This is a genomic window from uncultured Limosilactobacillus sp., from assembly GCF_934202705.1.
GTDB lineage: Bacteria > Bacillota > Bacilli > Lactobacillales > Lactobacillaceae > Limosilactobacillus.
This window is the reverse complement of sequence record NZ_CAKPYE010000002.1, coordinates 18157-44620: the sequence shown is the minus strand read 5'-3', so window position 1 is coordinate 44620 and position 26464 is coordinate 18157. Positions and strand designations below refer to the sequence as shown.

The 26464-nt window shown below is 41.9% G+C and carries 19 protein-coding genes; 12 read left to right on the top strand and 7 right to left on the bottom strand.

The features are described 5' to 3' along the window. Positions 1-57: 57 nt before the first annotated feature. Positions 58-729, bottom strand: coding sequence for a hypothetical protein (locus tag Q0C76_RS01490; protein WP_295728782.1), 672 nt, complete (start codon positions 727-729; stop codon positions 58-60). A 124-nt stretch (positions 730-853) separates the two neighbouring features. On the opposite strand from Q0C76_RS01490, the gene Q0C76_RS01485 reads away from it, so the two are divergent. Both Q0C76_RS01485 and pepF read left to right on the top strand, forming a co-directional pair. Beyond that, positions 854-2143: a dicarboxylate/amino acid:cation symporter gene (locus Q0C76_RS01485; protein ID WP_295728780.1), complete on the top strand. Its 1290-nt coding sequence runs from the start codon at positions 854-856 to the stop codon at positions 2141-2143. Then, positions 2143-3960 carry an oligoendopeptidase F gene (gene pepF, locus Q0C76_RS01480; RefSeq protein WP_295728778.1) on the top strand — a complete coding sequence of 606 codons (1818 nt, stop codon included), beginning with the start codon at positions 2143-2145 and terminating at the stop codon, positions 3958-3960. The genes Q0C76_RS01485 and pepF overlap by 1 nt, the downstream gene beginning before the upstream one ends. A 55-nt stretch (positions 3961-4015) precedes the next feature. On the opposite strand, the gene Q0C76_RS01475 is transcribed toward pepF, so the two are convergent. Beyond that, positions 4016-4459, bottom strand: a complete 444-nt coding sequence (locus Q0C76_RS01475; protein ID WP_295728776.1) for an Lrp/AsnC family transcriptional regulator — start codon at positions 4457-4459, stop codon at positions 4016-4018. Between the two features lie 203 nt (positions 4460-4662). Between Q0C76_RS01475 and Q0C76_RS01470 the strand changes: the two genes are divergently transcribed. Next, positions 4663-5139, top strand: a complete 477-nt coding sequence (locus Q0C76_RS01470; RefSeq protein WP_295728774.1) for a universal stress protein — start codon at positions 4663-4665, stop codon at positions 5137-5139. A 328-nt stretch (positions 5140-5467) separates the two neighbouring features. Here Q0C76_RS01470 and Q0C76_RS01465 read toward each other — a convergent pair whose 3' ends face one another. The 4 genes from Q0C76_RS01465 to Q0C76_RS01450 all read right to left on the bottom strand — a co-directional run bounded on the left by Q0C76_RS01465 (position 5468) and on the right by Q0C76_RS01450 (position 10721). Continuing rightward, on the bottom strand, positions 5468-7036 hold the full coding sequence (locus Q0C76_RS01465) for a glycoside hydrolase family 30 beta sandwich domain-containing protein (protein ID WP_295728772.1): 1569 nt from the start codon (positions 7034-7036) through the stop codon (positions 5468-5470). A 77-nt stretch (positions 7037-7113) separates the two neighbouring features. Continuing rightward, complete coding sequence (locus tag Q0C76_RS01460; protein ID WP_295728769.1) at positions 7114-7785, bottom strand: GntR family transcriptional regulator; 672 nt, start codon at positions 7783-7785, stop codon at positions 7114-7116. A 45-nt stretch (positions 7786-7830) separates the two neighbouring features. Then, complete coding sequence (locus Q0C76_RS01455; protein ID WP_295728766.1) at positions 7831-9192, bottom strand: MATE family efflux transporter; 1362 nt, start codon at positions 9190-9192, stop codon at positions 7831-7833. Positions 9193-9293: 101 nt separating this feature from the next. Next, positions 9294-10721: an MFS transporter gene (locus tag Q0C76_RS01450; RefSeq protein ID WP_295728763.1), complete on the bottom strand. Its 1428-nt coding sequence runs from the start codon at positions 10719-10721 to the stop codon at positions 9294-9296. A gap of 446 nt (positions 10722-11167) precedes the next feature. Here Q0C76_RS01450 and Q0C76_RS01445 point away from each other — a divergent pair, with 446 nt between their 5' ends. The 6 genes from Q0C76_RS01445 (at position 11168) to uidA (ending at position 20485) form a co-directional block, all read left to right on the top strand. Next, entirely contained in the window at positions 11168-13675 is a 2508-nt protein-coding gene (locus Q0C76_RS01445) for a TIM-barrel domain-containing protein (RefSeq protein ID WP_295728761.1), read from the top strand. Positions 13676-13692: 17 nt separating this feature from the next. Next, positions 13693-15132: a glucuronate isomerase gene (uxaC, locus tag Q0C76_RS01440; protein ID WP_295728760.1), complete on the top strand. Its 1440-nt coding sequence runs from the start codon at positions 13693-13695 to the stop codon at positions 15130-15132. A 45-nt stretch (positions 15133-15177) separates the two neighbouring features. Beyond that, on the top strand, positions 15178-16062 hold the full coding sequence (locus Q0C76_RS01435; RefSeq protein ID WP_295728757.1) for an aldose 1-epimerase family protein: 885 nt from the start codon (positions 15178-15180) through the stop codon (positions 16060-16062). A 67-nt stretch (positions 16063-16129) separates the two neighbouring features. Then, positions 16130-17347, top strand: a complete 1218-nt coding sequence (locus Q0C76_RS01430; protein WP_295728754.1) for a glycoside hydrolase family 28 protein — start codon at positions 16130-16132, stop codon at positions 17345-17347. A 12-nt stretch (positions 17348-17359) separates the two neighbouring features. Further along, the gene (locus Q0C76_RS01425) at positions 17360-18688 is read left to right on the top strand and encodes an enolase C-terminal domain-like protein (protein ID WP_295728751.1); all 1329 of its coding nucleotides are present in this window, start codon (positions 17360-17362) and stop codon (positions 18686-18688) included. A gap of 18 nt (positions 18689-18706) precedes the next feature. Then, the gene (uidA, locus tag Q0C76_RS01420; protein ID WP_295728749.1) at positions 18707-20485 is read left to right on the top strand and encodes a beta-glucuronidase; all 1779 of its coding nucleotides are present in this window, start codon (positions 18707-18709) and stop codon (positions 20483-20485) included. A 183-nt stretch (positions 20486-20668) separates the two neighbouring features. Here uidA and Q0C76_RS01415 read toward each other — a convergent pair whose 3' ends face one another. Further along, a complete protein-coding gene (locus Q0C76_RS01415; RefSeq protein ID WP_295728746.1) occupies positions 20669-22216 on the bottom strand; it encodes a gluconokinase in 1548 nt (515 codons plus the stop codon). 283 nt (positions 22217-22499) lie between these two features. On the opposite strand from Q0C76_RS01415, the gene Q0C76_RS01410 reads away from it, so the two are divergent. The 3 genes from Q0C76_RS01410 to Q0C76_RS01400 all read left to right on the top strand — a co-directional run bounded on the left by Q0C76_RS01410 (position 22500) and on the right by Q0C76_RS01400 (position 26447). Then, positions 22500-24146: a mannitol dehydrogenase family protein gene (locus Q0C76_RS01410; protein WP_295728743.1), complete on the top strand. Its 1647-nt coding sequence runs from the start codon at positions 22500-22502 to the stop codon at positions 24144-24146. Between the two features lie 30 nt (positions 24147-24176). Further along, entirely contained in the window at positions 24177-25169 is a 993-nt protein-coding gene (locus tag Q0C76_RS01405; protein ID WP_295728740.1) for a D-isomer specific 2-hydroxyacid dehydrogenase family protein, read from the top strand. An 84-nt stretch (positions 25170-25253) separates the two neighbouring features. Continuing rightward, positions 25254-26447, top strand: coding sequence for a hypothetical protein (locus Q0C76_RS01400; RefSeq protein WP_295728738.1), 1194 nt, complete (start codon positions 25254-25256; stop codon positions 26445-26447). Positions 26448-26464: the final 17 nt, after the last annotated feature.

Here is a 26464-nt window from a genome sequence, read left to right as displayed (position 1 = left end):
GTTCGGCTTAACCGAAAATGGAATCCTTTTTTCCTATTTATACATAGCATCTACAAATTAGTTTTTAAATTCTAAATGGTGATGGAGAATTGGCAGGAAGTGGCGGTCAGACCACCCAATTAAATAGCCTTGCGTTAAGATATTATAGATTGTCCCAAAGCCGAACGAGTACCAATGCCCCTTAATGACAAATACCAAGATCACAATGATCAATGGGGGCACGTTACTCATCCACTGTGAATATACAGGTGAGCCGTGCATGAAGCGGAAACGTAAAATATAAGGGAAGTCGTCGTTAGGATGCATGATAATATTGGCCCGTTGGTAAAGAGAAACGGCAGCTGCTACACCAAAGAGGCCACCAATATCTAAGATAATGCGCCAACTCAGACTGAAATCCGGGACGCCGAGTTTAACAAACATTGTTTCAAAACCCGCTAATAAGTAACTAAATGGCGTAATGAAGAGTAAGTTACGGACGAGCCGAAACCAATCAAAGCGACCGAGAAGGGCAAGATTAGTAAAAGCAACAATTACTCCTTCTAAAAAAAGGATGTTTCCCAACGAGATCTGGGTCCAGTGACTGAGACTTACTGCTGAAGCAGTCCAAATGGCACTACCCATTTGAGTTGAAACGGTGAGTGCGTTAAAAAAGGAATTAATAATAATTGAAATGATTAAAAAACCAATCCGTCCATTAATACTATTTGCCGTCGTTTTAGAAATCATGTGCCCCTCCTAAAGTCAAAATCTAATTGCCATGATACTATAATTTTCGTGTTGTGGGGAACTAATCCCAAAGTGAAACTATGATAAAATAATGTTTTAGTAATTTTGATCGGAGGGGTAGTTTATGAAACACTACCGAATCAGCCGCCTCAGTTTAGGCTGGCAAATTTTCATTGGTTTAATTGCCGGAGTCATTTGTGGGGTTATTTTTTATCAGAATCGTTCCGCAATTGTTGTGATGCAGAGTTTAGGAACAATTTTTTTACGCCTAATTCAAATGATTGTGATGCCGATTGTGATTTCTTGTTTAACGGTTGGCATTGCCAATATTGGAGATTTTCACAAACTGGGCCGAATTGGTGGCAAAACCATTATCTACTTTGAAGTTTTGACGACGATTGCAATTATCGTCGGTCTGGTAGTGGCTAATTTAGCCCATCCAGGTTCATTGATTGACATTCAGAGTCTCCATGCAACCGATATTTCTAAGTACATGGCGACTGCGAAAGCTGCCAAAGGGCACACTGGTTTCTGGGATCAGATTTTAGCCATTATTCCGACTAACATTTTTAAGTCAATTAGTGATGGCGACATGATGCCCGTAATCTTTTTCAGTGTTTTCTTCGGACTAGGCTTAGCAGCGATCGGTGAACAGGGGAAAATCGTAGTTGATTTCTTAAACAGCGTTTCAGAAGTGATGTTTAAGGTTACTAACTGGGTAATGAAGTATGCACCAATTGGGGTGTTTGGCTTAATCGGGATGACAATTGCCGAAATGGGGCTGAAGGCCCTCGTTCCCCTTGGCTACTTTGTGTTACTTGCCTACTTAACCATGATTTTCTTCTGTGTTGTGGTCTTGGGGCTAGTTGCAAAAATTTTCCATCTGCACTATTGGAAAACCATGCGGGCAATTTGGGAAGAAATTGTCCTGGCCTTTTCAACGGCTAGTTCAGAAGTTACATTACCACGCTTAATTGAAAAGTCCCAGAAAATGGGTGTAGAAAAGGGAATTGCATCGTTTGTTATTCCAACTGGGTATACCTTTAATCTTGATGGTTCGGCGATCTACCAGTCGTTAGCGGCAATCTTTTTAGCACAGGCTTATGGCATTCATCTAACGTGGGAACATCAATTTACTCTTTTGATTGTTTTGATGATTACCTCGAAGGGGATGGCTGGGGTTCCTGGCGCGTCGTTCGTGGTTTTGCTGGCCTCGGTTTCGACGATTGGCGTTCCAGTCGCTGGTTTAACCTTCATTGCAGGAATTGATCGCTTCGTTGACATGGGCCGGACGGTTGTCAATGTGGTTGGTAACTCGATTGCCACATTAGTGATTGGCGAATCAGAAAAGGAACTAGATCGCAACAAATATGTAGAATACTTAGATTCATTTGATAAAAAGAAGGTATTGTAATGAATGAACAGCACCAATTACCGACACGGGATCAGGTTCCAAGTGAATTGAAGTGGGATTTGACCCTTTTGTACCCGAATGATCAAACCATGCAAGCACAGTTAAGTGCGACTGTGAAGCGTGCTCAAACTGTCCATGAGCTAGCAGGAGCACTAGCCAGGAATAATGGTCAGACTTTGCTTAAGGCTCTCCAAATGATTAAACAAATTAATGAAGAGTTGGAGCGTGAGTACGTTTATGCTTTCTTACGCCGCGACAGTGATACGACGAATGCTCAAGCAACCGAATTATACGGTGAGGCAGCAACTGCGGCCACTAAGATTGAGACCGCTTTGTCATTCATGGATCCAGAAATTGTCGCGATTCCAAAGGAAAAACTGGATCGATGGTTAACCAAAATTCCTCAATTAGCAGAATTTAAGTTTGCTTTGCAACAAATCCGGCTCCAAAAAGGTCATGTTCTTACCGCCAACGAGGAACAGCTGGTTAGTCAACTGAGTCGTTCACTGGACAGTGCCGAAACGATTTACAACACTTTAAATGATGCTGATTTGCACTTTGGCAAGATTAAAGATGAGCATGGCAACTGGGTGGAACTAACGCATGGCAACCGGAGTCAATTTACGGAGTCCTTAGACCGTGAAGTGCGGAAAGCAGCGACGATGGCATACCAAAAGCCATACCATGAATTACGTAATACGTTTGCGGCAACACTGAATAATTTTATTGATAGTCGTAATTCACTTGCGGAGCTGCGGCACTATCAAAGTGCCCGGCAGGCTGCTTTATCTGTTAACCAGATTGATGAGCAGGTTTATGACACGTTAGTTAACAAAGTTAATCAGCATCTAGATCTAGCGCATCGGTGGTACTCAATTAAGAAACGCGCCCTTCATTTAGATCCCTTCTATCAATACGATATTGGAGTGCCATTAGCAGGTCGTGATCGATTGCGGACTACCTTCCAACAAGGTAAGCAGATGGTTCTGCAGGCAATGCAAATAATGGGCCCGGATTACTTAAAGGGGCTCCACGAAGAGTTTGATCACCGATGGATTGATGCTGCAGAAAATCGTGGTAAACGGTCTGGTGGTTATCAAGTGAGTGTTTATCAAGCTAATCCGTTTATATTATTAAATTGGACTGATAAACTATATAGCACCTTTGTTTTGGCACATGAATCTGGTCATGCAATGCATAGTTGGTTTAGCCAGCATGTTCAACCATCGGAATATGCGGATGCACCAATCTTTTTAGCAGAAGTGGCCTCTACGTTTAACGAAAACATTTTGACTGAGTATTTACTAGATAAGTATCAGGATGATCGGCAACTTCAAATATTCATTTTGGAGCAATCAATCAACGGGTTTATTGGTTCCATTTATCGCCAAACGCAATTTGCTGAATTTGAAAACACCGCTTATCGTGAACAGCAGGCTGGACGGACGTTAACTGCAGATTACTTAGATCAGATGAATCGCCAACTAGTTGAAAAATATTATGGTCCAGCGGTTAAGCTAGTGGGGACTGATACTCAAGCCTGGGCATATGTTCCGCATTTCTACATGAATTATTACGTTTACCAATATGCAACATCGTGGGCGATTGCAACGACCTTATCGGAACAAGTTTGGACGAAGCAATCGGGAGCGTTAGAGCGTTATTTAGCCTTCTTAAAGGCCGGTGGTTCGGCCGATCCAATCACGATTTTAAAGAACGCTGGTGTAGATGTTACTAATGGACAGTACCTTGAAGATGCCCTTCATGTTTTTGCCCAACGTCTTGATCAGATTGAAGCATTGTTAAGTGATGAATAAAACAGTGCTTGTTAGCCGACCATTTTCAAATGGCAGGTTAGCAAGCACTGTTTAATTAATGATCATCTAATTTGACGCCCCGGTGCTCCACACTGGTGGAAAACACAATTTGCGTACTGGTTTTTCCAAAGCGCTTTTGAATCTCATTGATGAAGTCATCTAAATCTTTGGTTGATGGGAAGACGACTTCCATCACTTCTGAGTAATCACCGGTAATGCAATTGCATTCGATCACGTTAGGGATTGATTGAATATAGGGATAAAATTCATCCTTTTGATTGGGCTCTAATTGAACCATGATGAAGGCTTTGACATGGTAGTTAAGCTGTTCGCGGTCGATACTGGTGTGGTACCCAGTGATAATACCGGATTCTTCCATTTTAGTAATACGTGCGGCGATCGCCGGTGATGAAATAAAACAGGCCTTAGAAAGCTCCTTTAGTGAAACACGTGCGTTTGCCTGGAGCATGTTGAGAATTTTTTTATCGATTTGATCCATTAAGTAGTCCTCACAATAAAGAAAGTGTTAGCCGACGCAAACTTAATATAATTAAGTTCTTAATTAGTATTGATTGTATGCTACTTTATAAGTGAAGTCAATTTTCGTTTGCGATGCGTTAATCCGCCAGGTTATTAATACATTGAAATAAAATAAATGTGGTAAAATAGTAGCAATAGTTGATTGATTGGAGGCAGTTGATTATGGATCAAGGATACGAGAATATTTTGGTGCCGGTAGATGGCTCTAAGCAAGCAGAAGAAGCGTTAGCAAAGGCAGTTATTTCCGCTAAGCGTAATGATGCCCATATTGACGTGCTGAATGTTGTTGATACACGTGCGATGGCGTATAATTTTGCCGGAATGTCAGATGGTAGTATTGCTTACCAGTTGGTAGATAAGGCCACTGATTATCTAAAGGATTTGCTTAAAAAGGTTAAGCAAAATAATGATTTCGATAACATTGATATTCACATTCGGCTTGGCAATCCGAAAACGGTGATTGCGTTTGATTTTCCAAAAGACCACAAAAATGATTTATTGATCATGGGGGCCAGTGGAATGTCACGTTTACAACGCGCAATGGTTGGTTCTGTGACCTCATTTGTGAAACGAAATGCACCTTGTGATGTACTGGTAGTTCGGACAGCGACTGACAACAAGCAATTAGATGTCAAATAATTACCATTTGAAGAAGGGGGGTTCTTGCGTAGCGAGGCCTCTTTTTTGGAGAAAAATGGCAATAATTAAGTTACATGGTGGCCAATTGCCCGGGAAGCAACTTGACACGATATTGACGACCATTCCAGTGGAATTTGATTTCATCGCTGAACAAGATGTTGTTCGTTGGTCATCGATCAACCGGTTAATATCGCTTTTTTTATGCACTTTAGAGTGATGATCATCGTGTTGAGGCAACAGAGTCGAGGTTCGCTTTGGCGAAATCTGCGATAATTATCGGGACATGAAAAAGGGGTTGAGCAATAAAATGCTCAACCTCTTTTTATAACTATACTAAATTATTTTTCTTGGCGTTAATGCCCTTACCAGGAGCCTTATCATCAGAAAGGCCCAGCTTGGTTGGGTTTAATTCAAATTCTTCATCTGGCCGAGGGTTACTTTCGTTCATTGACCCGTTAGATTTATGAACAGTAACGGTTCCCCAAGCTGGGACCATTACGTTTTGCCACTTGGTTGAATGGCCGTTAATGTATAAACTTGCCGGTAATTCTTGACCAGTTGGGTTATAAAGCTGCACTGCAATTGATCCGTCATCGCTTAAGAAGGCAGTGGAGGAAATGCCACCGGTGTAACCATCTGGTGAGTAGCTAGATGAACCGATCCGCACTGCGCCAACCGGAATGTCTTGTGATAAGTTGCGCAGCATATAGTATTCGAGATTCCGTTGTACTTTACCAGTTGTATGATCAATTGTGATGACCCCACGCCGACCAGTGGAACCGGCGGCGTTCGGTAACCCGCGTTCATCTAACGCAAGATTCCAGAGGGTAATAAAGTTCAAGCCATTGCGAACTAACCAGTTACCGATTAAACCAAACATGATGTGTGAAGCATCTTCAACGGTATCGGAGTACAGGCAACGCCGTTCAGTCATTGCTAGCTTCCAGTTTGGATATTCGCGGCTCACTTTGAAGAGACTAGTGTAGGGACCGTCGTAAGTATGGAAAGCAAATCCATCAAAGGCACTCGCTTCCTGTGGTGTAATGTATTCAGACAGTGGTTTGTCAAGGACGTTGAGTGAACCATCCCAGTAGTAAAGTTTAACGTCAGGATGGGTCTCATCTAAGAGCGGTCGCAGGTACTTGTAACCAAATTCAGCTAATTGCTTAAATGTCCAAATCATGGCCGGCCATTTAGCAGCATTTGAGGGCTCATTTTGAATGGTTAAGCCGTAAATTGGAATACCATAGCTAGCATAAGCATCAATATACTTCACAAAGTAATTAGCATAGACTGCTTCAAAGTGATCTTTATGAGCAAATCCATTACCAGTGTATTCACCGAAGCGTAGCCGACCACCTTGGCTTAAGTGACCGGTATTTTTTAACCAAGCTGGTCCAGACCAAGGTGAACTAATGATTTTAATGGCTGGATTGATTTTCACAATTTCTTGAAGAACTGGCACGATGTACTTAAGATCCTTAGTCGCGTCTGGTGCACCAGGGGTTCCCGTACCAATTGAGAAGTGCGCTAAGTCATGATCATGTTCACCAAATGGGACATCATCGTAGGAATAGTATTTATCTTGGCTTTGGAAGTCACATGAGGCCATAGGTACGCGAATCATGGAGAACGCCCCTTGCTCTGGATCGAATAGTTCATGAAGCAACTGGTTTCGTTGCTCAGTGCTTTGGTTCCAGATCAACTTAGCGGTGGAGTCGGTAATTGCAGCTCCCGCGCCTAACCAATCTTGAAATTTCTGCGAAGGGTCGACAACAATTTTTGCGGCATCGTCAGTCGGGTGGTCAGTAGTTTGTGGTGCGTTCAATGGTGTGCGCTTTTTTGAAAGATCACCGGCAGTGACAGTCCAATATTCATTTTTAAATTCGTTTGACATAATGTTCTCCTTTTATTGATTAAATTCAATGGGGACGATTACAATTTTTCTGAAAAGGATTATAATTACCACCTTCTTTAATGATGTTCAATCCCAAAATAAGCCGGGAATTGGTTGGTTACTAAAGCCTTCTCTTCGAGCATCAAGTGTAAATGTGCATGAATCAAATAATCCAAATTATCTACGTTTTGTTCCTGGACGGCTTTTAATAGTTGTTGATGTTGGTCAACTAACTTGCGCCAATTTAAGTCTGTTGCTTTTAAACGCAGGCGACGAAAACGATTTAATTGGGTATTGTTTAATTGGAGCCAATCCCAAACATCGTTCTTGCTAGCAATTTTATAGAATTCATGATGGAAATCCTGGTCGAGATCAAAAAAGTGATCGGGCTCTTCTGCTTGGGCAGCCTCACGCTCTTTTTGCATATTGACCAAGAAGTGCATTAAACCCTTTTGGTTAAGTTTGGTCATGGCTTCTAGCATGATTTTTGGTTCGATGCATTCGCGAACGAAACGGCCATTTTCTGCAGTGGCAAGGTTAATGATCGTCACGTAAGTCCCGCTTTGGGGAATGACTTCAATTAACCCTTCACGCTCGATCCGAATAAGGGCTTCGCGGACTGGCGTTCGTCCCAGATTTAGTGATTCTGAAATCATTTTTTCAGATATTTTTTGCCCAGGGAGGTAGTGAAAATGGATGATTTTATATTTAATTTGATCATAGGCATCTCTGCGAATATTAGTGTCCATGCTGAATGCTTCCTTTGATTATTATAAAAATTATTTATTTGAATTTTACCCTAGATCTGTCTGCCTTGTAAAAGGAAAAGAAATTTTTTTCAGTTGGTGATAAACCATCCAGCAACAATAGCCGCCAGCCAATCCCCAAGCTACTGGGTTAATAAAACAGACAGCAATAAAGCTATTTAGGCTGATTGCAATGATACTAACCACGGAACGGCCGATAAGTTCGTTAACGCCCGCCCAAATTGCTTGCAAGCTAAAGCCGAGTCCCTGTAATGTGTAACGGTAAATCATTAATGTACCATGTAAGAAAAATGTGCAACTCATTAGTCGCAAATAAAGGCTGGATAGATAGATTAATTCTGGGTGATTACCGATAACTAACCTGGAAAGCTGGTTAGCAAAGAGCATAATGATCACCAAACAGCAACCATAGTAGACGATCTGAATTTTCATCCCGTCCTTAAGTCCTTGACGAATCCGTTTCATACTATGGGCACCAAAATTTTGGCCAATGAATGTTGACATCCCCATCCCAACGCTTTCAATTGGTAAGGTAAACATTTGACGAATTTTTTCACCAGCAGTTTGCGAGACTACATAGATTGTGCCAAGGCTATTGATTGCAAATTGCATGATGATGGCGCCAATCGCTGAAATTGAATATTCAATGCCCATTGGAAAGGCAATGTAAGCGAGTCGACAAGTGTGTTTAACGGAAAATTTAAGTTGCGGATGAGTAAAATTAATAATGCTAGAAGTCTTGACTAACCAAATCACATTCATCAGGCCACTAATGGTTTGTGCAACGATGGTAGCAACCGCCGCACCAATTACTCCCCAATGGAACTCACCGATGAGCAATATATCAATCACAATGTTTAAAAGACTAGCTAAGACTAATGTATAAAAAGGCGTTTTTGAATCGCCCAGTGAACGAAGTACACTAGCGGAAAAATTGTATAAGACGGTTACCCAGATAAATAAAAACTGTGGTTTGATAAACACTACGGCATCGTGTAGTAATGGCTGTGGTGTTTTCATCATTGTTAGCATTGGTTGTGTAAAGATAGTCATCAATACGCTAAAGAAAATACTAATCAGAATGCTAAGGTAGAATCCGTTCCAAAAATAATTTTGTAAATCCCGTTTTTGATGGGCACCGAAACTTTGTGCAATTGGAATTCCTAATCCAACACAAAAACTTTGAACAAAGCCGATGATTAAGAAATTTAATGAGTAAGTAGCACCAACCGCGCCAAGCGCATTGGCACTAATAAAATGGCCGACAATAATTGAATCAACAAAACTATACAGTTGTTGGAAGAGAGTTCCAAAAATTAGCGGAGTTGAAAATTGCAAAATTCTAATCAACGGTTTGCCGGTTGTAAGGTCTAGCGTATCATTATTCATTATTTGTGAACCTCACTCCTCAAGTAGTTGGTTAAAAAAACGACTGGGTTGTATCCCAGTCGCTAACGGATTAACCATCCATCAATTGAGTGGATAGCAACTTATTTAGTTGATGTCTCTTCCGCTGCATCAGCACCGTGCCGTTCCGCAAGAATGCGACCATTTTCGTGAACTTTATCCCGAGTAAGTGGGTAAACGAAGAATAGTAGGAGAATTGCTAGTAAGGAACAAACAACCGGAACTAATGTTGCCACACTGTATAAACCGTTGATGGTGTGCATCGTTTGATCAGCCCCACCGGAAGTTGATGACTTGTAGCCGATGTAACTCAGGATAAATCCACCGAAACCACCACCGATGGCTTGAGCAACTTTACGAGCAAAGGAGTTCACACCATAAACAATTCCGTCTTCACGGTCACCAGTTCGTACTTCAATGTTATCAATAACATCAGTGATAAATGCCCAAACTTGTAGGTTGAATACGGCAAAACCAAGTGAACCAACAAAGATAAATGCTAAGTAAACATAAGCATTGTGGGTCCGAACAATAAATAATACTAAGTAAACTACGAAACTAACGATTAGACCAACAATTGAAGAATTCCGCCGACCAAATCGGGTGGCAATGTAATGACTAAATGGTGAAAGTAGGATGACCGTTGCGGTGTTAACAACTAATGCCAAGCCCATAACTGCGGTGTTCTTAAAGTAGTCATTGTAAACATAGGTGATCATGGTTCCGGCTAAGTTTTGGTTAACAACCAAGACAAGGTCTGTTAATACCAAGCCAAGTAAAGCCCGGTCTTCAAGCATTGACTTCATAATGCGTGAAAGAGCAATCTTAGCAGATTTGTGAGTTTGAACACGTTCAGTCGTCATGTGAATGGTTAATTCATAACAAATCCAACCGAGGATGGCACAAACAATTACAACTTGGAAGAAACGAATTCCAGAAATCTTCTTGGTTGCTCCAATGTAGATGAACAGTGGGATAACGTAAGAAGTAATTGAACCACCTAAAGCAGAACCAATTGAACGCCAAGTGGAAAGGGAAGTCTTGTCATCTGGGTTGTTACTAATGGCAGAAGCAAGTGAACCATAAGGAATGTTAACTGTTGAGTAAAGAACACCCCATGCAATATAAGTAACCCATACCCAAGCCATCTTAGCTGCCATTGGCCAATCTTTAACCATTGGAACGAAGAGCAATACTAAGGCAATTAACAATGGATATTGCATCCGTTGCATCCATGGGATGAACCGGCCACGTTTATGTAGCTTACTGTTATCAACAAGTCGTCCAACAACAACGTCAGAAATCGCGTCAACGATTCGAGCAAGCAGGAACACAATCGCAGTTTGTGAACCAGTTAAACCGTAAACGTTGGTGTAGAAGATCATTAAGAATGAGTTAACAACGTTAAATGAGAAGTTATTTCCGATATCACCAAACATGTACCCAATCTTATCGCGCCAGTCGAATGGATGGGCTTTGATGGTAACGGTGCGTTGACCATTATTATCCATAGTAATAAAACCTCCAAAAAGAAATAAGAGAAATAGAATATCAAGGTTTTATAGAAAGTTTGAAAATAATTGCAAAACTATATTACTCACAAAACTGACATATCAGATTATGTGAAAATCTATAATCCCTTTTGACACCTTGAACTCTAACACAAAAAGATAGCGCTTTCAATACTATTTTTAGAAATTAATTTTAATCTAACGAATTATTATGTTCATAAAATCACCCCATAGAATAGTAGAAATCAATTCTATAGGGTAAATATATGAAAGTAATGGAGCTTGACAGATAACAAATGAAAGCGTATTCTTCAACTGAAGCTATCGGTAAACTATGTGTCAAATACTAATTTATATCAGCTTTCAATCTGATGTATTAGTTTTACTTAGAACCATCATGGCATATGGTTGGAGGGCTTTAACTTTCATTATTTAGGGGGCTAAAAATGAAAAATAGTACTAAGTTACTTGCAGTAGATAATCATCACGATTATTTGGATCTTGAAACAAATGGTGCGAACTTTCGGATTTACTTACTTGATGAAAATATTATTCGAATTCGCGCAACTTTTGATGATGAATTTAGTCCTGAAGAATCATATGCATTGATTAAGACGGCCTGGCCAGACCGGACCGACGAATTTATGAAGGATGAACGGCAACGGGTGCAGCCGATTTCAATCGACTTGCAGACGGCGGATGATGGTCACTACACAGTGACGAATGGTAAATACACTCTTCATATTTATGATGATCCATTCTACTTAGAAATCGTGGATCAAGATGGCCATGTAGTTCATAAGGATTTACCAAAACGCCCGTATGTAGAAGACGACAATGGTCGACGAATTCACTATTCGCAAATGGGTGATCACGAAAAGTTCTATGGCTTTGGTGAAAAGTCAGGGGTTTTAAATAAATATAAACGGCGGATGCGGATGCACAATACTGACTCGCTTGGCTGGGATGCTAAACGATCAGATCCGTTGTACAAGATGATTCCGTTCTATATTGATTTCAATACTGATGATCAGATTGCAAGCGGCATGTTCTACAACAATTCTAACGATTCAGTTTTTGATATGGACTGTGAACACAGCAATTACTGGTTACGGTACAGCTATTTTGAAACTGATGGTGGTGAATTAGATGCCTTCTTCATCGGTGGGCCAACAATTAAGGACGTCGTTGAACATTACACGGACTTAACCGGGAAGAGTGCAATGATGCCAATGTCGTCGCTTGGTTACATGGGTTCCACAATGTTTTATTCGGAACTTGAAGAGGGCGATGATCAAGCCATTCTGGATTTTGTTGATACTTGTCAGCAAAATCAAATTCCTTGCGATGGTTTCTTCCTATCGTCCGGATACGTGGTGGATGAAGAAACCCAAAAGCGGTTCTTCTTCCGCTGGAATAAACGACGGTTCCCTAATCCGCAAGGGTTTGTTGATGATTTGAAGGAGCGCGGTGCGTTGTTGGCACCAAACGTTAAGCCCGGAATCCTGCAGAAACATCCCGATAATGAAGATTTCTCTAAGCGGGACGCATTTATCAAAGATCATGATGGACAAAAGGATCAGGTTAATCAATATTGGGGCGGTCCAGCCAACTTTATTGACTTTACTAATCCAGCGGGTCGAAAAGCCTGGACTTATTACTTAACCAAGTCGTTATTAAAATATGGGATTACTTCGATTTGGAATGATAATAATGAATACGAAACGGTCGATGGCAATGCTCAAATCAATATGGAAGGCCATCAGGACCATAAAATGGATGATGTCCGACCTTTAATGTCAACAATCATGGCAAAGGTGGCCCAAAATGCTGTTCATGAATATGATGCGAATGCGCGGCCGTATGTGATTAACCGAGCTGGCTTTGCTGGCATTCAACGGTATGCACAAACGTGGGCCGGCGATAACAACACGAGTTGGGATAGCTTGAAGTACAATATTCCAACGATCCTGGGGATGGGCTTATCTGGTGTTGCCAACCAAGGTTGTGATATTGGTGGATTCTTTGGCCCGCTACCTGAACCTGAATTGCTGGTCCGGTGGGTTCAAAATGGAATTTTCCAACCACGGTTCTCAATCCATTCCGCTAATACTGATAATACGGTTACTGAGCCATACATGTATCCAAATTATACAAAGTACATTGCTCAGGCAATCCAGTTGCGGTACCAATTAGTACCTTATTTCTATTCACTGCTTTATGAAGCCCATACTACAGGAGCACCAATTATGCGACCGCTGGTATATGAATTCCAGGATGATCCAAACGTCAGTGAAGAGAGTTTCGAATTTATGCTTGGTAGCTCTTTGCTAGTGGCGAACGTGGTTGAAAAGGGTCAAACCGAGAAATCAGTTTACCTTCCACAAGGTGCTTACTGGATTGATTTGCACACTAATCAACGGTATGCCGGTGGACAAACGATTACAATTCCTGTTGATATGGGATCCATCCCAATGTTTATGCGGAGTGGCGCGGTTATTCCGCGGGCGTTGGGACTAACCAATATTCACAAACAAGCCATTACAGATTTAGACGTGTTGATTGAACCAACACAGGATGCTAGTTTCACCATCTATGAAGATGATGGCGAGACAATGGACTACCAGCGTGGTAAACGGTTGCTGACGCATATTATGGCACAGGCTCATCAAGATGGTGTTAACATCACTTTCCATCGTGAGGGCGATTACCAAACAAAGGTTAAAACGATGAACCTTTCAGTCTACTGTCCGCAAATGGCGCCGATTAATGTCACGGTTGATGGGACCCAACTTCACCGGTTCTTGAAGAAAGATGATTATGAAGCAGCTGATGAAGGCTGGTGGTTTGATGGTGAAACTCGTCAAGCAAAGGTTCATTATCGGAATCCTCAGCATGCGGATTATCACGTTAACTTAGAATTTACGATGAAAGATTTGATTTCGATTCAATAATAATGGAGGCAATAATCATGGGATTAATTGATGATAACTTTTTATTAACAAATGACTGGGCTAAAAAACTATTTAACGACAGCAAAGACATGCCGATTATTGACTACCACTGTCATTTAAGCCCACAAGAAATGTATGAAAATAAGAACTACAAGAACTTAGCTCGGGTTTGGATTAACGAAGGGAATGCTGGTGACCACTACAAGTGGCGTTTAATGCGGGCCAATGGGGTTCCAGAAAGCTTGATTACTGGTGACGGCGATGACTTCGAAAAAGTTAAGGCATACTGCAAGACGATGGAAAAAGCAGTTGGTAACCCATTATATGAATGGTCTGCGTTGGAACTTCGCCGTTACTTTGGCATTACTGATACGATTAATGAAAAGAATGCCAAGGACATTTGGGACAAAGCTAATGAACAATTAGCTAAACCTGAATTCCGTCCACGGCAATTGTTGCAACGGATGAACGTTAAGGTTGTTTGCACCACTGATGACCCAGCTTCTGACTTGAAGTACCATAAGCTATTGAAGAAGGAAGAAAAGGACAACGGTTTTAAAGTCTTACCAGCAATGCGTCCTGACAAAGCCTTTAATATTAAGGACAATGGCTATGGTGACTATATCAAAGAATTAGGTAATGTTGCCGGGGTTAACATTAGCGATTTTGCTGACTTAGCAAAGGCCTTTGACCAACGGTATGAATACTTCAGCTCATTAGGTGGTAAGCTGTCTGACCACGGAATTAACACGTTCCACTTTGTTCCTGCTTCAGCTAGTGAAGTCAACGCGGTCTTCCAAAAGGGTCTTAACAATGACGCCTTAACTGATCATGAAGTTGATGTTTACTTAACCGCTCTTATCCAAGAATTGATGCGGTTGAACAAGAAGTATGACTGGACGATGCAGTTCCACGGTAACGTTGTCCGAAACGGTAACTCTAAGTTATTCTCTAAGATTGGCGCTGACTGTGGAGGTGACTCCATGGGGACGCAAGCTGACTTTGCCCAAGAAATCATGAAGTTGCTGGAAAACATGCAAGAAGAAGACAACATTCCAAAGCTGATTCTCTACTCTTTGAATCCAAATGACTGGATGCAATTAGCCTCCGGAATGGGTGACTTCTACGGTAACGGCGTTGATGCAGATGCAACTAAGCAAAAGCTGCAATTGGGTTGTGCTTGGTGGTTTAACGACACTCGTCGTGGAATGGACTTGCAACTGCACATGATGGCGGAAAACAGTCTGTTAGGTAACTTTGTTGGTATGTTGACCGACTCACGAAGCTTCCTTTCATACTCTCGTCACGAATACTTCCGTCGGGTATTGTGCAACTACCTTGGCGGTCTAATTGAAAATGGTGAAGCTCCTGCGGATGAAGAATTCATGGGACAAATGGCCAAGGACATTGCTTACAACAATGCTCATGATTACTTCCAATTCGGCGACATTCAGTAATTAATTTCGTTTCTCCCCAGTAAGTTAAAGAAAGCGGATTTTAACATGCAAGTAATTGAAAACGATAAATTTAAAGTTGCTGTTGATGAGCATGGTGCCCAATTAACGCACTTATATAACAAGACCGATGATTTTGACTATATTTGGAACAATGATCCGGTGTGGCCTAAGCATTGTCCTGTCCTCTTTCCGGCGATTGGCCGTTCGGAAAAGGATAAGTATTTCTATAACGGTCAAGAATATGAAATGCCTCAACATGGGTTTGCGGCTGATCAAGACTTCAATGTCGATGTTAATGACGGGACCAAGTTAGTTTTGAGCTTAACGGACAATGAACAAACTCGACAATATTACCCATTTAGCTTTAAGCTTACTATTACTTGGACGTTGACGGAAAATGGTTTAACCTTCCACTTTGATGTTCAAAATACAGGTGACAAGACAATGAGTTTTGCCCTTGGTTCCCACCCAGCCTTCAATATTCCAATTAATGGCGAAGGTAAGTTTGATGATTATCAATTAGACTTTGAACCAGCGGGTCTGGATTTGAAACAATATGAAATTGTGAAGACGCCGAATCCATACCGCGACGGCAAGATTATTAAGTTAGCCGCAGCTAATGGTAGTCATATCGACTTGAATCATGATATGTATGAAGATGGACTGATCATTATTGAAAATGACGGGATCGAAGGGGTTACGTTAAGTTCACCGCAGACGAAGCATTCCATCCACTTGAATCTGGATGACTTCCGTTACTTCTGTACGTGGACGAAGGAAGGCGCCAACGCACCGTTCGTCTGCCTTGAACCATTTGCTGGCCTACCAGATATTGCCGGTCATGAAGTTGACATTATGGATAAAGAAGGCAACTTAAAATTGGCAGCTGGCGAAACGAAACCATTCGAATACACGATTACTTTGAAGTAAAGTGGATGAAAAAATGGAGGGTAGCACAATTACTACTCTCCATTTTTGGACTAAGGAGTCAGGAGATATGCAAATTAATGTTTTAGAAAATAATCCAGGCCTCTCCACGACAACGAATGCTACTAGCGTAATTCAAGCGGCAATTGATCAATGTAGCCAGCATGGCGGTGGCCAAGTCGTCATTCCTGCAGGATGTTATGTAATTGATAGCTTACTTTTAAAGAGTAACGTTGATCTGCATTTAGCCGCGGGTGCTAAATTACTCGGCAGCGGGAATGAAGAGCATTATCATCACCGACCAGGGCCATTTGAACTCTTGAAAAATGAGACGCCGATTAGCGGTTTGATTTATGCTGATGGACAAGAAAACATTGCAATTACTGGGCAGGGAACGATTGATGGTAATTACCAACAATTTATTCTGCCGAACCAGGAAGATGAAGTGCACTTAAAATTTTATAAGTATCCACGTCCAATGATGATTTATTTTGAAAATTGTCGTGATGTTCTGATTCAAGGAATTACAATCCAGAATTCGCCGTTCTGGACGGTTCATTTAGTTGGCGATTTGAACACGGAAATTGATCATGTGACGATTGAAAATGAAGTGCGGATGCCAAATACGGATGGTGTTGATGTCGACCGGAGTAAGAACACTTATATCCATGATTGTCAAATTCATACCGGTGACGATGCCATTTGTCCGAAATGTACTGAAGAAACTAGTCAATATGGCGATGTTGAGAATTTAACTGTTATCAACTGCCGGATTATCACGCAAAGCTCAGCGGTAAAATTTGGTAGTTCCAGCTTTGGCAATTTTAGTAATTGTGTTTTTCGTCACCTGGTCGTTCGGGATACGAATCGTGGACTCGCCTTTCAGTTACGTGATCCCGGCAGTGCTCGTAACATTATTTTTGAAGATATTGACATTGCCACTAAACATTACAGTAAAGAATGGTGGGGATCTGGGGAGCCGATTTACATTACGCTGTTACCGCGTGAGCCGAAGACTCAACTAGCCGGATCGACAATTAGCAATGTTACCTTTAAAAATGTTAAGTGTCGAGCAGAAAATGGGATCTTGCTTGCTGGTTACCAAGCTGGTGTGATTAGGGATATTCGTTTTGAACAAGTCACATTAGCATTACAACGGCCGCTTGGTGAAATGGTGGAGTATGACTTACGACCAGATGACCATAACGGCAAAATCATGCGGCCACTCAAGGTAATTAATGATCTTTCGGCTAGTCAATATTCGATAAATAACTGTCGTTTTGATTAGGAGATGAAGTAAATGGCAGTACCAGTGATTGAAGCAATGGAAGTCTATCCCGTTGCCGGTTATGATAGTATGTTACTGAATTTAAGCGGCGCGCATGGACCATTCTTTACACGAAACGTGGTGATTATGCACGCTTCAAACGGTGATATTGGGGTAAGTGAAGTCCCTGGCGGAGAAAAGATTACTCGCGTGCTTGAAGCTAGTCGCCAGTTAGTGGTGGGCACTAAGATTGGTGATTACAAGCGCGTTCTTCAGAAAATTGGTCACCAATACGGTAATTTAGATCAGGGTGGTCGCGGAAATCAGACGTTTGATCTACGAACGACTATCCATGCCCAAACAGCTGTGGAGACTGCTTTCTTGGATTTGCTAGGTAAGTATCTACATGAACCAGTTGCGGCATTGCTTGGTAATGGTCAACAACGAGAAGATGTCCCAGTCTTGGGTTACCTTTTCTTTATTGGTGACCGTCATCAAACCGATTTACCATATGTTGGTGATGATCACCAACATGGTGAATGGGGAAGGGTTCGCCGAGAGCCAGCACTAACTCCGGAGCAAATTGTACATGAAGCTCAAGCTGCTTATGATCGTTACGGGTTTACCACTTTCAAATTGAAAGGCGGCGTACTAGCTGGGGAGAAGGAAGTTCAAGTGATGAAGGCTCTGCATCGGGCCTTTCCCGCGGCCAAACTCGATATTGATCCGAATGGTGCTTGGTCATTAGCTGAGGCGGTCCATTATGCAACCGAAATGAAGGGCTTGCTTCATTACATTGAAGACCCATGTGGTGCAGAAAATGGCTTTTCAGGGCGCGAAATTTTAGCTGAATTTCAGCGACGAACGCATATTCCAACCGCAACTAACATGGTAGATACTGACTGGCGCCAAATGGCTAGTTCGCTAATTCTTAATGCGGTTTCCATTCCATTAGCTGATCCACACTTTTGGACGATGCAAGGATCCGTTGAAGTTGCTAAGGTTTGTCAAGCCTTTGGATTGAATTGGGGAATTCACTCGAATAATCACTTTGATATTTCACTAGCCATGGCAGTTAATGCTGCCGCTGCCGCCCCAGGTCATATCAATGCAATTGATACGCACTGGATTTGGCAAGATGGGCAGGCGCTGACTAAGCAGCCATATCAAATTCATGATGGACAAGTTCATGTTGATGCTCATAATGAAGGGCTCGGGGTCGAAGTTGACTTGTCAGCCGTTCAAGCGGCGCACCAGTTGTATGTTGACCAACACTTGGGTGCTCGTGATGATGCCAAAGCGATGCAGTATTTAATCCCCCACTGGCAGTATGATCCGAAAAAACCAGCACTAGTTAGATAGTAAAGAGGAGGAAATCAGATGTTATATCCAGAACAAACCGCTACCCGAACCGTCGAAGATTTATCAGGCATGTGGAAATTTAAGGCGGAAACCACGTCAATTGACCCGCAAGTACCATTAAAAGATACGGTTTGGATGTCCGTCCCAGCGTCATTTAACGACCAGACGATGGATAAACAGCTACGTAACCATCTAGGTTATTTTTGGTATGAAACGACGTTTAATGTTCCGCAAGATCAATTGAAAAAGCGAAATGTTTTGCGCTTTGGGGCGGTGAGTCAAAGCTGTGAAGTTTACGTGAATGGAGCACAAGTGACGACTCATGTCGGTGGCTTTACCCCCTTTGAGATTGATGTCACTCGTCATCTCAAAGCGGGTGCCAATGATTTGAAAGTTCGGGTTTCTAATCTATTGGATAATTCGACGATTCCAACGGCCGACCTTAAACAAAAAGATGATGGTAGTTACAAAATGCAAACGCGGTTTGATTTTTATAACTATTGTGGTATTCATCGGCGGGTCAAACTCTACACGACCAATAAGACGCATCTCGAACACATTGAGGTGAACTATGATACTGAAGGTGCTAAGACAATGGTTCACCCAGTGATTAACGTTAGTGGTAACTATGACCACGCCATGATTGCAATTGTCGATGAAGATCACCAAATTGTCGCTAAGAGTTCGTCACTAACGGGTGCGCTAGAAATTAGTCATACGCACCGGTGGAAGCCACTCAATGCATATCTGTACCAATTGGTCATTAGCCTTTACAATCAAGCTGATGAGTTATTAGACACTTATACGCAAGAATTTGGAGTGCGGACCATTGAAGTAAAGGATGATCACTTTCTGATTAATGGTGAGCCATTTTACTTTAAGGGCTTTGGTCGTCATGAAGATTCCCTCGCCCATGGGAAAGGCGAAAATATGCCGTTGGTAAATATGGACTACCAAATTATGAAGTGGATGGGTGCGAACTCATTTCGAACTTCCCATTATCCATATTCTGAAGAAGCGATGCGCCAGGCAGATCGTGAAGGCTTTGTCGTGATTGATGAATGCCCAGCAGTTGGCATCTATGAAACTTTTAAAGTTTCGTTAGGTGGCAGTGATGAATTCCCGCCAGGGAACACGTGGGATCATCTGAATACGATGGATAATCATAAGCGCGCTTTTCGTGAAATGGTTGAACGGGATCATGATCATCCATCCGTGGTAATGTGGTCGGTGGCCAATGAGCCAGCGAGTCATGAACAAGGTGCTCACGAATACTTTAAGAAAATTATTGATTACACGAGAAAATTAGATCCGCAAAAACGACCGATTACGATGGTAAATATCGGCGTAGCTAACGCTGATAAGGATTTAGTTGGTGATTTACTAGATGTTATTTGTCTTAATCGTTACTATGGTTGGTACCTTAATTTAGATGATCTAATAGGTGCCAAACATGACCTCGAAGCTGAATTAGTTAAGTGGCACGAAAAATTTCCCCAAAAGCCAATCTTGTTTACTGAATTTGGGGCTGATACGGTGGCTGGACTACATTCACTATTGCACGCGCCATATTCAGAAGAATATCAAATTGATTATTACAAAGCTAATTTTGCAATTTTTGATAAATTTGATTTTGTGCAGGGCGAGCAGTTATGGAACTTTGCGGACTTCACGACTGATTCTGGAATGATTCGGATTGGTGCGGAGAATATGAAGGGAGTCTTCACCCGTGATCGGCGACCAAAGGAGATTGTTGGCTACTTGCGTGACCGGTGGCTAAACTTTAAGAAAGACTAACTGTAGTAAAAGAAAAAGCGACGTTTAGTTATTTTACCAAGTGCAAATATCAACGCCGTGGTACGTAAATAGGGCTCCAGTGTCCGGTATAACCGAACTCTGAAGCCCTATTTGTGCTCTCGGAGATTCAAGACAGAAGTCAGTGACGTCTTCTGTTTCACTCTCTTGCAGCTTGTGGCGATCTTATTTATTGTATAGTTTCGGAAATTCGCGTTGGAATTCGGCAATGTCGTCATATTCACTCGCTAATTCCCGACTTAGCCGAATGTAGATTGGAATGAGCTTTCGGTAGATTGGGTAATTGTGTTCGTCTGGCTGGTACTTCTTTTCTTTACCGATGTACTTGGTAATTCCTTGCAGATCACTTTCAAGCCCGAGACTCATTTTTGCAAGGTACATAGCAGCCAAACAACCACTTTCGTATGAATCAGGGATGGTGATTTCGTGTTCATAGATATCAGCCATGATTTGGCGACCAAGTGAAGAACGAACAAATCCACCAGCAACGAGGATGTCTTTAGGATCACCGGTGACTTCAGTCAATGCCAAGGTGGTCATGTAAAGATTGAAAACAATTCCTTCCAGAACGGCTCTAATCATGTGAGCCCGAGTGTGGTTCCGATTCAGACCAAAGAATGATGCGCGGGCATTGGCGTCCCATAATGGAGCCCGTTCACCGCCAAGGTAAGGGTGGAATAACAAACCAGCGGAACCAGCCGGCACAGTTTCCGCAATCTTTGTGAGAATGTCGTATGAATCTTGCTGAAGAAGTTTGGCAGTTTCTTGTTCACCGCCGAAGAGCGCATCATGCGCCCAGTTAAAGACAATTCCACCATTGTTAATTGGACCCCCAACTAAGTACTTACCTTCCATAATTGGGTAACAATATAGCCGCGCCTTGGGATCAATTAATGGTTTGTCCATAAAGGAACGAACCGCAGCCGAAGTCCCAATATTAATTGCGAGGGTACCAGTTTCCAAGGCACCTACACCAATGGTTGATAATGCACCATCGGTTGCCCCCATCACAATATGGACATCATCGGGTACGCCCATGACTTTGGCATATTCAGAACGGATTCCAACAATGGAATGAGTAGTCGGGACGAGCGTTGGTAATTGGGTTTTCTTGACGTTTACCATCTTCAGGATTTCGTCATCCCATTCAAGGGTTTTCATGTTTAACAGTCCAGTTGCGGCTGCCATCGAAGTTTCCTCGGCGAGGACGTTAGTGTAGCGCCAAATGACGTACTCCTTAATCCCAACCCAGAACGCAGTTCGCGTGCAAAGTTCAGGATGGTCATTCTTTAACCAGAGCAGTTTATAAAATGGTCCCATTGGATGAATTGGTAAACCGGTGCGCTTATAAACTTCTAATCCTTTGCCGTTTTCTTTATATTCACGAGCGTATTTTTCAGCCCGGTTATCTGCCCACGTAATGGTTCTGGTCAATGGTTTATAGTTTTCATCCAGGGCAATGAGACTATGCTGTTGTGCTGACCAGGAAATGGCAACGACTTGTCCATCAGTTAATTGCGCTTTAGTTACGACCTCTTGAATGGCTTGTAACGTTGCATTGAAAATGTCGTCCGGGTCTTCTTCAGCCATATCAGGCTTATTTTGATATAGGGTATAGCCCTTGTTCGCCTTTGCTAAGATTTTACCGTTAATGTCATAGAGTAAGGCTTTAGTACTGGTTGTCCCAATATCAATACCAACGATGTAATTCATTTTAATACCTTCCTTAATATATAGATGTGAATTGGTTGTTATGAAAAGTGATATATCAGATAATCCATAGTTACAGTGTAAAATGTTTTTTTGACACCGTCAACATTCATGCGAATATTTATGTATCAATAAATAAAACGCTTTCTTAAATTAAAATTTAAACTTCAAAAAATTGATGAAAAATGGAAAATAAATTGACAATAAGTTCCCTCATGATATAATGAAAGCGTGTTCAGGTAATACTAATATATCAGTTATCCATTATCATTTATGGAGGGATCTTATGGTTAAAATTACGGATGACTACAAGCAGGATCAACAGGCCTTTGCGAAGGCTGGCATCAAGGTTCCAACTTATAGCCAAACAGAAATTACTGAAAAAACGTTAAAGGCTCCTCGTTGGGTCCACTTCGGTGGCGGTAATCTTTTCCGCGCATTCCACGCTGCCATTGCGAGTCATTTAATTGATGCCGGCAAGTTAGATTCAGGCATTATTGTAGTTGATACCCACGATGACAGTATTATTAAAAATGTTTATCAGAAGTTCAACAATCGGATGCTGCGGGTAATTACCAAAGCTGATGGTTCACAAGAACGCGAATTATTTGCTCCGGTGGCGGATGCAATTTACGCTGGTCCGGCAACCGAAGACGATTCAAGCTTGACAAAACTCAAGAAGATTTTTAATCAAGACAGCTTACAATTAGCCACTTTTTCCATTACTGAAAAGGGTTATGCTTTAAAGGATGCAGAGGGCAACTTCTTTGCACCGGTTGCTCGTGATATTCAGAATGGCCCAGCTAAGCCAGAAAATAACATGTCATTAATGGCTACGCTGTTGTTGTCACGGTTTAAGAACGGTGCTGCACCAATCGCGCTTTTGAGTACGGATAATTTCTCCGAAAATGGGGATAAATTAAAGGATAGTGTCTTAACGATTGCAAAGGCATGGCAAGATAATGGCTTCGTTGATCAAGAATTCATTGATTATCTGTCAGATGATACTAAGGTCTCATTCCCGTTATCAATGATTGATCGGATCACACCAAATCCTTCTGCCACAGTTTCTGAAACTTTGAAGAAGGATGGCTTTGAAGACGCTGACCTTATTCACACTGAATCACACACCACAATTGCTTCATTTACTAACACTGAAGAAGCCCATTACCTGGTTGTTGAAGATAAGTTTCCAAACGGTCGTCCGGCCTTTGAAGATGATGGTGTCATTATGACTGATCGTGACACGGTTAACTTAGCCGATCAAATGAAAGTTACGGCTTGCTTAAACCCCTTGCACACTGCTTTAGCCATTTATGGAACAATTTTAGACTTCAAGTCCATTTCATCCGAAGTACAAGATCCTGATATGAAGCGGTTGATTCTTCAAATTGGTTATGGTGAAGACTTACCAGTTGTAAAGGATCCAAAAGTACTGAGCCCACGTGACTTTATCGATGAACTAGTTAACAAGCGGTTGCCAAATCCCTACATTCCAGATACACCACAACGAATTGCTGCTGATACTTCACAAAAGGTGGGAATTCGTTATGGAGTCACAATTCAACACTATGTTGATGATCCAAACCGCCAACCAGCTGATCTAAACTTCATCCCATTAGTCATTGCAACTTGGTTACGTTACCTGATGGGAATTAATGATGAAGGCGAGAAGTTCCAGCCAAGTCCGGATCCGCTGTGGGATGACTTACACGGTCAAGTTGCCGGTATTAAATTTGGTGACCCTGACCAAGACGTTCATGATGCGGTTAAGGGGATCCTTTCCAACAAGGCCATTTTCGGTAATGACCTTTACGAAGTTGGATTAGGTGATAAGATTGAAAGTGACTTCAAGGATATGTTGGCTGGTAAAGGGACGATTCGTGCCACTTTACAAAAGCATTTAGCTGAAGAAAGTAAAGATTTTGACTAACCAAATCAAAAAGAGAGGAATAATTTGATTATGACTGAATATAAGATTGCTGTTGTTAACTCAAGTAGTTTCGGACAAATTTTTAAAGAACACTGGGCAGAACTTGAAAAGATTGGTCAAGTTGATCGGTTTATGGTTGACCCAGACATCTCTGGTAAGGATTTGGCTGCTAAGTTAAATGGTTACAATATTATTATTGCCAGTGTCACCCCTAACTTTACCGAAGAATTCTTTGACAACATGGATGGCCTGCAATTGATTTCCCGTCACGGAATTGGCTTCAACAGTGTAGACATTGCAGCAGCCAAGAAGCATGGGGTTAAGGTTACCATTGTGCCACCGTTAGTTGAACGGAATGCCGTCGCTGAAGCTGCCTTAACTAACTTGATGGCATTAGCTCGTCAAGCACCAGCGGCTGCAGAACGGGAACGTGAAGGTCACTATGCTGATCGTGCCCACTTTATGGGAAATGAATTTACTGGTAAACAATTTGGGGTCATTGGCTGTGGTAACATTGGTAGTCGGGTCGCTGAATTATTCCACTTCTTCGGCGGTGACGTCTTGATTACTGATCCACATCCAGCAACTTCAGATGAATGGTGGGCTAAGAACACCTGGGCAAAGCGGGTTCCTTTGGATGAACTACTTGCTAAGTGTGATTACATTTCACTGAATGCTTCATTGGATGATGACGATTACCACATGATCAATGCTGATGCGCTGAAGAAGACGAAGAAAGGCGTTTACTTCGTTAACCATGCCCGTGGTGCGCTGATTGATGAACAAGCAATGATGGACGCTGTTAAGGCTGGTCAAGTGGCTGGGTATGCTGCCGACGCTATGGAAGTTGAACCGGTTCCAGGTGATCATCCATTCTTGCATGATGATCATTTCTTGATTACGCCACACACTTCTGCTTACACTTACGAATGTCTTCACGGGATGGGTGAAAAGTGTGTTTCTGATGTCAAGAACCTTGTTTCTGGTAAACCATTGGTTCGTGAATTAACTAGTCAACTTTAAAATGTTGAATGAAATTTAAGATTAGGAGACTGGGTTATGCAGACCCAGTCTCTTTTTTGAGCAAAATAAAGTGAAGGTGAAGAGATGGCAGATCCATTAAACATTTTACATACAATCGGTTTTGATCATCTTTATCCGATCGTGCGCGCTGAAATTGAGATTAGCGCCCCATTAGATCATGACCGACTAATTAACGCGGTTGATCGGGTGCATCACATTATTCCAGAATTAATGCAGAAGTATAACTTGTCTAATAACCAGTTTCTGGGCGGTAACTTTGTGTTGAATGATGTTCTTCATTTTGAAAACACTCACCAAGAGAAAGCGGCAGCAAAACTTGATTGGGAACGACAGCCACAATGGGCAATTTATGTGACACCAAAGAAACTAGTGATCTACGGTAGCCACATTTTATTTGATGGGGCTGGTTTTAAAGAGTTGCTCTATCTTCTTTGCCAGGAATATAACAGCACTGACGAAATCAAGATTGTTAATCATCAGGATATTAATGGGATTCAACAGTTAATTCAATGTGTAAGGCCGAGTGCTTCGAATAATGATCACCCTGCTCAGGCGTTATTTATGCCAGAATTAGCTAACCAGCAAAAGAGTCAAATACAATATCGCGTTGTTAAGCAAAAATTGACAACGCAAGAATTAACAAGGCTTCATAGCAAAACGAAACAGGCAGGGGTCACACTAAACGATGTTTTGATGGCAGCTTTTGGCAAAACGATCCAACAGTATTGTGGCGTGGACGAAATCAACTTAGCATGTCCCACTGATATGCGCCAGTATTTACCGATTGAAGAGCAACGTCAACTCCGGGTTCAAAATTTAACGGGCCGGTATAATATTAGTGTTTCAGCACCATTGAATGAGAGCTTGTTTGAGACAACCAAAAAGGTCCATCAAGCGATGAGCCGTGAAAAAGAGCATTATTCATTCTTAGAATCATTTCGTCCCATGCTGAAAAATTTAGCAAATGGGGCAACAGTGCAACAATTGCAGGCGGATGTTGAGCAAAATTACCATGTTAGGGAAATTGCCTACACCAATCTGGCAGTTGTTGATGATCGTCGATTGCATTTTGCTGGGACAACGACGCAGGGTGTGGTCTTATCTGGCGGTTTTCGGCAACTACCGCATTACCAGATTTGCGTCAGTACTTTCCAATCACAGTTATCCTTAGTGGCGAATGTCATTGGGGCGTCGTCGGAAATTAAACTTGTGGCATCAGCGATGACGATGATGCGACTGTATTTGTTGAATTACTAAAGTCAACAAAGGCGAAC